This window comes from Bacillus cereus group sp. MYBK227-1, from assembly GCF_051916325.1.
Taxonomy (GTDB): Bacteria; Bacillota; Bacilli; order Bacillales; family Bacillaceae_G; genus Bacillus_A; species Bacillus_A cereus.
Genome location: NZ_JBQAGK010000022.1, coordinates 1 through 8,648, shown reverse-complemented (window position 1 = coordinate 8,648; position 8,648 = coordinate 1). Strand labels below are relative to the sequence as shown.

The following is an 8,648-nucleotide window of genomic DNA, read 5'->3' as shown; positions in this document are numbered from 1 at the left end:
GATGGCAGAGAGGTCACACCCGTTCCCATACCGAACACGGAAGTTAAGCTCTCTAGCGCCGATGGTAGTTGGGACCTTGTCCCTGTGAGAGTAGGACGTCGCCAAGCAACTTTAAGACGAGTCAGAATGACTCGTCTTTTTTGTATGCTTTCATACCTCTATCAATTGCATTTTTAACCCCTTCTAAATAAGAAAATCCATATTTTTTATCTGGCTCTAAGTAAGTTCCTTCCGCCCACTCGTTCCATGCGTTAATAAATAAAAACTCGCTGTTATAAAAAGAGTAAGTACGATGAATTTGCTTGCTTAAATATATGGTGAACTTTTCAGGGGTAGAACCTACAAAGATGCTGCTATTCGCGTTTTTACGTCGTGCAGTATTATCCCAATCAACAAAAGCCCCGGGAAATGTTTTTTTCTTTGGGAGCGATCGTTGTAATATATACATCCATACTTTATCGTAGTCCCAAACATTTAATTGCATATCAGAATCATATATTACCTTATTTATGTCTGAAGAGCTATCATGGGCAATTGTATAGAAAGGTTCAAACTGAATGCTGGCATCGAATCCATTTATATTAGGTAGTGGAAAACTGTTTAATGTTTCAGCAAAGTATATACCTTTTAAACCATTTTCTCGCGCTAATGCATTCCAGTAATTAAGCATTTTTTCACAATCAGGAATATGTCCTGGACGATAAATAATGAATAGAGGTTTATCATCTATATAAATATATCTCTCATCTTGGAAAGCCTGTAATAAATAATCAAAGTGTTCCTTCCAATCAGATATATCTCCGTAGTCTTGAGGCATTAATATATGTTTATCGAGACCATCCCAAGATTTTGTCCATGGTTCATTTGCCCAAGAAAGACAAAAAGGGAAGTCAGGTTCCTTCATCTTTAGTACCTCATTAAAGGGTGTTTCTAATAGTCTTTTTCCCTTAAACCAGTAATGATAATAACAAAAACCATATATACCGTATGCTTTAGCGATTTCCGCTTGCCACTTTCTTACGGAGGGGGTAGTTAAATCGTAATAAAAATCTTGATAAGGTTCCCTAGGTTGATAATGTCCTGAAAATAGAGGTCGTGCACTTTTAGTATTTGTCCATTCAGTAAATCCTTTCCCCCACCATCGATCATTTTCTTTAATTTGATGGAATTGTGGTAAGTAAAAAGCGATTATTTTCAAGTTATATCCCCCTCATGTTTTTCGTAGTTCAAGTGTTGGGAAGTCATTCTTGATTTGGTGAAGCAATTTTAAAACAAGAGATATGTCATCTGTTTACTGTCTTTTTATGGTATGTATTGGATTTTTTTTAGCTTACTTAATAAGAGAGTATTAGGTAATTTGATATATAGCTGAAATAGAAAGTGCTTTTCGTCATGAAATTTATTACGTTGAATGAAAGGAATTAAATTTTTTGAAGGACAAAGAGGGCCTGTGGTAATTGATTTACATCATCAAAAAAGTCTCGTAGCTTTAAATATTTCTCATAATGATTTTCAATATAAGTCCTAGGTATAACAGTTTCTCCGTAAAAACTACTATTTCTAACATCTCCTGCACCAGTAGGACTGTGAACAAATTTGCCGTTTTCATAATCCGAGATGGCGCGATGTATATCTGGAAAAGCTTGAGATAAAGTTTTATGCCATCCTGTTTGAATTAATTCAGGATGTTTTTGGAATTGTTGACAAAAATCAAGAAAATAGCGCGCTTGTGTTGTTGCGATGAAGATTCCACCAGGGCGAAGAACTCTTGAAAATTCTTTTACCCAATTTTCGGCAGTTGCTTCGGATAAATGTGAGAATACAGAATAAGCGAATATGATATCTAATGAATTGTCACTAATAAATTCTACAGGGGGATGTGGACTTGCTGTTTTATATATCCCTCTTCCTAGTGTTTCATTACAAAGTGTGATCATCGCAGGATCGACATCAATGCCAAGTAAATTTTGATCAGAGGCATCTTTAAATAAGAAGCGTATAATTCTTCCCCATCCGCAGCCGAAGTCTAAAACTTTACTTTCTTTATTCAAGGGAACCCCTAAATTTTGGGCGTATTCTTTTATATGTCTATAAAACAAATATGCTTCGTAAAGAGCATGTTCATAGGAAGCACCTACAAATTGTTTTTGAATTTCTTCAGGAGGAAACCTAGGTACGGGAACCCCATTTATCGTTGTTTGTGAACAACTTTGTATAAATAAATTTAGAAGTTCGACATCAGATAGTGAATTAACAAGATGATCAAAATCACTTCCTAACTTAAATTTATTCATTTGTTAAACCTCCGAATTATATAGTGATTAAACTTTATTTTCTTGCTTTTTACTAATAAAAACATGTAAAAATTCAGCATCTAACCCTAGTGATCTATCCTTTTGTAAATAAACAATGGTATACATGTTTGCGTGTGTATAAATATATTCAATCATATCCTGCCCCCAATCGAACGTTACTAAAGATCCATTCTCATCAATAGGGTTTCCGTGATAAATGGGCTCTTCAATATATTCAATCACTTCTTGATTCATTCTTGCTCTTTGCACAGTTTTTGTGAGTGTATGATACCAAGGGACAGTAAATACATGAGCGCCGCCAGGTTTTAATACTCGTTCTATTTCTTTAAAGGCTTTGTTTGGCGTCATTACATGCTCAAAAACGTCTTGAGTAATGAATAAATCAAAAGATTCATTTTCAAAAGTCATGTCTTCTAAGTTCTCACATCTAATACCTTGAAAGTATTGGCCAAGAGGATAATTTCTAAAGTATTGAGAATAAGTATAGTTTTTACAGTTTTTTAATAGTAGCTGAGTTGTAATTCCTCCAGGAGAGGATTCGTGGATACTATAGGAATTCCATTTTGGAAAAAATGTATGCAAGGCATGGATTAAAGCTCGCTGCCTTGGTATAGAGTTACATGTAGAACATAAATAATGATCTCTAAGCCAATCATTATGCTCTATAAATGTAGCTTTCTTTTCGCAAATAACGCAGTACCCATTATTGTGTTTCAAATTGATTTCCACACGACATCCCTCCTATGTTAAATGCAATCTATTTATGGAAAGTATGATACACGTCAACAATCAGCGAAATCAAAGGGGGAATGGGTGAAAGTTAGGTATCTCTTAAAATTGCGATTAGGAGAAGGGAATAATCAGTTGAAGAGAACCCCCAATCGAATTAAAGTTTCACTTTATGCTATGCGATGCATCAGCTTTTATTCATGGGAAAATGTATAGACTTAAAATATCCCTTTCGTGTATGGGTACATTTCAAAATCCTGTGTGTATATTTCTGTAACTAAATCCATAGTTTCTTTATCATAAAAGCTTTCGTATGTTGGAAATCGTGGGAAGTCTGTATCTGTAATGCTAAGTTCTGCATAGCTCCCTGCATAAATCATCTTGTGTGCGCGATGATGATCTGAATTTGTAAGAAGTGCTAAAGGGGATTTTATCAAATCGTACGTGTGTTCTAGTTTGGTGATTTGTGTATTAAAATCTTCTAAAGGAATATAACATTGGATGAAGTTTTCTTCACCAGGGACGTATTGTTGACTAAAATGTATATCTAAAGCTAGAGAATTGGAGCTGAATGCTTGAACGTAATATAAAAATTGTTTAAAAGATATTCCTTGATTACTATATTTGTCATTATAAAAATAATGACGGATACTTTCCCATTGAGGGCTAGCATATGGGTTGTCAGCAAGTAATAGAAATGAGCTGACAGCCCTTGTATAGGGATTTCGCACAAGTTTACAAACATCCTTTTTACCCTCTAGAAGACCATTTTGTAACTCTGGTATGTAATTTGTATTGTTCTTATACACCCAGAACTCATAGTAATGAATAAAGTCATTGTATTTCTTTGCTTCAGTAAATAATCCGATTTGAAAAAAGAACCAATTAGCTAACGCGGTGCATCCGCTTCTATGACTCCAAAATAGTATAATTGGAAAGTCTTTATGGTAATGCGGAATTCGATCTTTATGTAGAATTACATGATTTAAAAGTTCTTGATTTATATTCTTCATGAGTTCAGCACTCCTTTTTGGGAAATTTGTGTATGTAGACGTTTTTTATGGGTTAAACAAGTGAGGATTGTTTATTAAATATATTCATGGGGATGAGTAAATATTATGAGTGTTTTTGCAGTCAACCTGAATAAGGAAGCTATTCTAAAATGAAAATAGAAAATAAAGATAATGAAAATTTATAACAAACATACAATGATAAGAAGATGAATAATCGAAATGATCCAGTTTATTTGTGTATATTTTTAGGTTTGACGACGGGAAAAATTTATTACTAGAGAGATGATATTATGAGGAAGAATAATTATTTAATAGTAGGTGGAAATAGTTTCATTGGTATCAACCTCGCATTGGGTTTATTGAAACAGGGGCAAAATGTAAAAGTATTTTCCAGACATATAAATAATTTTCCTCAAAATATTGTAAGTGAAGTTGAATTTATTAAAGGTGATTTAAAAAATGTTGAGGATATATATAAGGCTTTAGTGAATATAGATATTATTATTTATTTAGCTGCGACGTCTAACGTAGCAACTTCAATTGAAGATGTTTTCGGTGATATTAATAGCAGTCTATTTTTTCTTAATTTCATGGAAAGTGTTAAAGATTTTCGTATTAAAAAAATTATATTAGCTTCTTCGGGAGGCACAGTTTATGGTGAACCTGAATATTTGCCTATTGATGAGAAACATCCATTAAGACCACTTTCCCCGTATGGAATAACAAAAGTTTCGCTGGAGAATTATTTGTATTTTTATAAGAGAAAATATGGAATAGATTATGTTGTATGTAGATATTCTAATCCGTATGGAAAATACCAAAACCCCTTAAAAAAAGTAGGGGCGATAAATTGTTTTTTGTACCAGCATCTCAGTAATGAAAGGATTCATATATATGGGAATCCAGAGGAGATTATTAGAGATTATATTTATATCGATGATTTAGTTGAAATTACTATACAACTAGCACAATTAAATCAATTGAAATCTTGCGTATACAATATAGGGAGTGGCAAAGGTCTTTCTTTAAAACGAATTATAGTGGAATTAGAGAAAATAACAGAAAGAAAAGTGGATTTTATCTGTTACAAACAAAAACAAGAGAACGTTCAAAAAATCATTTTAAATATTGATAAGATAAAACAAGAATTGAATTGGGAACCTAAAATAGATTTTAAACATGGGATTAGATTAAATAAGCTATGGATTGAAGAGTTCTTATATAGTAAAGAATAATAACCCACACTCTACTTGTATAAGCAGAGCGTGGGTTATTATTTTGCTTCTTTTTCTATAACCCAAAGGTCTTGATGTTCCCACCAAAATCCTTCAGTATACTTTTTGATAATTGGGTTATGGGGTAATAATTTAATTTTGTCACACACGTAAGAGGGACTAACTATCGTTTGTCCGTATTGATTCACATCTAAATCGAATTGTTCACTAGAAGAGAGAAACCAATAGCCCTTTTCATTTAAATTTGGAAACCCGAAGTATTTTTTGCTTTGATAGCCATGGGTTGTGAAAATGAATAAACCACCAGGTGAAACAGCGTTATACAATGTTTGCAGCCAACGAAACCAAGTTGTATCAGGCATATGAGAGAAAAAGGATAGACAAAAAACGATATCGTACGTAGAGGAGTCCAATTTTAACTGTTCAGGCTCAGGATGAGATAATATAGAAGAATTATTTAATTTGTTTTCAATAAAGGAAATAGCCTCTTCGTGTATATCGCAAGCGGTTATACTCAAATTCGCTTGTAGATTTAATAAATGACGTGTTACGCAGCCGTATCCGGATGCAAATTCTAACAATTTAATTGGATTGCCTGTAGGAGGATAAAGGGAAGTAATTAAGTTTAAGAGTATTTGTGCTGAGTTTTGCCCATCTTTAAAGTAGTAATCTATCGCTTCTTTTTTTGATGGGAAGACGGGATTAGTGACAATGAACTGAAAGATATGATCCTCAGGATGGATACTTGCATTTACATTATAGTTGTGTGCGATTTGAGAAATTAAATCTTTATGTTCCTCTATAAAGTCTTTCAAAGAGTATTCCTCCCTTAAGTAATAGTAGCAACTTACTAGAGATATTGATGGCATAGAAAGCACATGTTTAAATTTTTAAGTATGCTTTAAGATGCTTTCTATATGTATACATTTTCATTTTAGAAATGTCGTCGATAGTAAATCTTTCTTTAATGAAATTTTGCATTTGTACAACTTCATTGTAATGGGAGTATGAATCTTCTGTTCTCGTTACGCTATTTAAATGTCGTCTATGATAGTTTAAGGGGGATGGATTGAAGTAAATATCTCCCTCTGTAAGAAGAGAAACATAGAAAAACCAATCACCAGCTATTTTGAACTTCTCTAACTGTTTTTCTGTTTTCTTCATATCTATATTTTTAAAAACTACACTTGAAACATTAGGTATAGTGTTTTTGATAAGTAACGTATCTTGTATTTCTTCGACGCCTTTTCGAAAATAGGGACCTTTCCATTTTTCTTTATCGATATCATTTGTGTAATTTAAATAATGATTAGCCAATACATTTCCTTGTTCATCAATTTGTTTTGATTGTGTGTAACTTAAGGTAATATTGTTATTTATATAAAACCCCTGTATCACCTCTTGTAAAAATGTCTTATCGCATAAGTCATCGGCCTCTGCGATCCAAATATAATCACCAGTTGCTGCAGAGACTCCTTTTATCCATTGTTTAAATACGGAACCAGAGTTTTTATCATTAATAATCTGTTGAACCTTCAGGTGGGGCTTATTTTCTTTTGAGAGCAGCTTTTTAAAAGTTGATACGCTATGATCAGTGGAGGCATCGTCTAAGAAAATTAGTTCGTAAAGAGGGTAGGTTTGGTTTAAGATTGATTCGATTCGAGCAGGTAAGTATTTTTCATAATTATAGTTCGGTATGATTACACTTATCTTTTTGTAATTATGTTCGAGAAGATCTAGTAATTGATAAATGTAATTAAGAAAATTGAAGTTTTTTTCGATAAGTTCTTGGCCAAAGCTTCCCTTTTGTAATCGTAATCCCTCATCGTGAATAAATTCATATATTTTCTCTAGCATTTTGGGTAAATTTAAAAAATCTACTAAGGCACCAGTTTTTTCTGTAACAACATCTTCAAAACCTCCAGCATTTTTAAACCCTATAACAGGAAGTTTTGCATCTAATGCTTCTAAAACAACATTTGGAAAAGGATCTTCCCTTGAAGTTAATAAGTATAAGTCAGCCCCGGCGTTATATAATCCGATATCGGGAGTAGGATCGACTAATGTGAAATGTGCTTTATATTTAGGGGGCAGTGTATTCAGGAATTGAACGTCCGTTCTCCCTACCCAAATGAAATGAATATCCTTGTGAGTCTTTCGTACTGAGTAAGAGATAAGTGAGAATAAATCTATTCCTTTTCGATAATCTGCGAAGCCTACACCTAAGATGATTTTGCTATCTAGAGGCAGGTTAAGCTTCTTACGTAACTCATTTCTAGCTTTTGCGATATTGTTTTTATAAGGATTGTGGTTAAACAAACCTTGAGGGAGAATGTGACATTTTTGAGGATCCAATTCAGTGATTGTACGAAATTTTTCATATACGTATTGTGAAGGGAAGACAACTTTGTAAGCAAATTCAGCGATGTTTTTAGCTTTCCCTTCAGCAGAGTACTGTTGTATTAAATGCGGTAATTCATGTATTAATGAAACAACTTTTATATTGTGTCTAGCTAGTAATGCGACGATATCGCCACTTATGACAGTGCTACATATGGCGAGGGTAAAATCCTGTGATAATAAATCCTTTATTAATAATTCGACCTTTTCTTCTGTTTGATAACCTTGCTCGAGACAATAAACAGGACCGTACTTTTGAAAATCTGGAATTAAAATACCTGATCCAATAGAGATAATTGCAACAGAGTAATCAAAGTTTTCTTTAAGAGCCTTAATAGTATGTAAAGAAAGTAGCTGTGCTCCGTGGAAATGGGCATCATGGGATACATAAATTATCTTTTTATTAACATGCATTTCATAACGCCTCCTAAGTATATTAGATTTTAAAGGTAAAGAAGAGAAGTGTTTTATTTATAATCTCCCTAGAGATGAGCAGGAGGGAGGACGTACTAAAAGAAAAAATACTATCCTTAATATATATTTACTTGGTCTCACATTCATTCTTTAGAAAAGTATTAGTATTAAGTTAGAGAGTGTAGGCTGCAGATTGTTAGTTTGAATACATAAGTTTAAGAAGTTCTAAGGCTGTGTTAGAAATTAAGACAGGGTAAAGCTTTTATGATTTATAAAATAAAAAAGATAAAAGGTATTGACGGTTGATCTACGGGGGTGTAATATAGAACAAGTCGCCGATGACATTAACGTCGAAAGCGACAAACGAAATAAAAAACTTAGTTGACATCAATTAACGAAAGTGTTAACATAAGGAAGTCGCAAATGAGCGGCCAAGTAGTTCTTTGAAAACTGAACGAAACAAACAACGTGAAACGTCAATTTTTATTTTAGATGCTAGACAAACTAACTTTATTGGAGAGTTTGATCCTGGCTCAGGATGA

7 protein-coding genes and 1 rRNA gene are annotated in these 8,648 nt (G+C 33.3%); 2 read left to right on the top strand and 6 right to left on the bottom strand.

Annotated elements, in window-relative coordinates; all coding sequences use genetic code 11:
• Positions 1 to 107 (top strand): 5S ribosomal RNA (gene rrf / locus ACTFRM_RS31110); the annotation flags it as partial.
• A gap of 14 nt (positions 108 to 121) precedes the next feature.
• On the opposite strand, the gene ACTFRM_RS31105 is transcribed toward rrf, so the two are convergent.
• The 4 genes from ACTFRM_RS31105 to ACTFRM_RS31090 all read right to left on the bottom strand — a co-directional run bounded on the left by ACTFRM_RS31105 (position 122) and on the right by ACTFRM_RS31090 (position 4,057).
• Positions 122 to 1,198 carry a glycosyltransferase WbsX family protein gene (locus ACTFRM_RS31105; protein WP_000690995.1) on the bottom strand — a complete coding sequence of 359 codons (1,077 nt, stop codon included), beginning with the start codon at positions 1,196 to 1,198 and terminating at the stop codon, positions 122 to 124.
• 223 nt (positions 1,199 to 1,421) lie between these two features.
• Positions 1,422 to 2,294 (bottom strand): class I SAM-dependent methyltransferase, encoded by an 873-nt coding sequence (locus ACTFRM_RS31100; RefSeq protein WP_173601138.1) that lies wholly within the window; start codon positions 2,292 to 2,294, stop codon positions 1,422 to 1,424.
• 27 nt (positions 2,295 to 2,321) lie between these two features.
• Positions 2,322 to 3,044 (bottom strand): class I SAM-dependent methyltransferase, encoded by a 723-nt coding sequence (locus tag ACTFRM_RS31095; protein WP_000405126.1) that lies wholly within the window; start codon positions 3,042 to 3,044, stop codon positions 2,322 to 2,324.
• A 218-nt stretch (positions 3,045 to 3,262) separates the two neighbouring features.
• On the bottom strand, positions 3,263 to 4,057 hold the full coding sequence (locus ACTFRM_RS31090; protein WP_025688562.1) for a sulfotransferase family 2 domain-containing protein: 795 nt from the start codon (positions 4,055 to 4,057) through the stop codon (positions 3,263 to 3,265).
• A gap of 290 nt (positions 4,058 to 4,347) precedes the next feature.
• Between ACTFRM_RS31090 and ACTFRM_RS31085 the strand changes: the two genes are divergently transcribed.
• Complete coding sequence (locus ACTFRM_RS31085) at positions 4,348 to 5,292, top strand: NAD-dependent epimerase/dehydratase family protein (RefSeq protein ID WP_173601139.1); 945 nt, start codon at positions 4,348 to 4,350, stop codon at positions 5,290 to 5,292.
• Positions 5,293 to 5,330: 38 nt separating this feature from the next.
• Here the strand turns inward: ACTFRM_RS31085 and ACTFRM_RS31080 are convergent, their stop codons facing one another.
• Positions 5,331 to 6,107 (bottom strand): class I SAM-dependent methyltransferase, encoded by a 777-nt coding sequence (locus tag ACTFRM_RS31080; protein ID WP_000651232.1) that lies wholly within the window; start codon positions 6,105 to 6,107, stop codon positions 5,331 to 5,333.
• A 67-nt stretch (positions 6,108 to 6,174) separates the two neighbouring features.
• Complete coding sequence (locus ACTFRM_RS31075) at positions 6,175 to 8,106, bottom strand: glycosyltransferase (RefSeq protein ID WP_000558370.1); 1,932 nt, start codon at positions 8,104 to 8,106, stop codon at positions 6,175 to 6,177.
• Between the last annotated feature and the right edge of the window lie 542 nt (positions 8,107 to 8,648).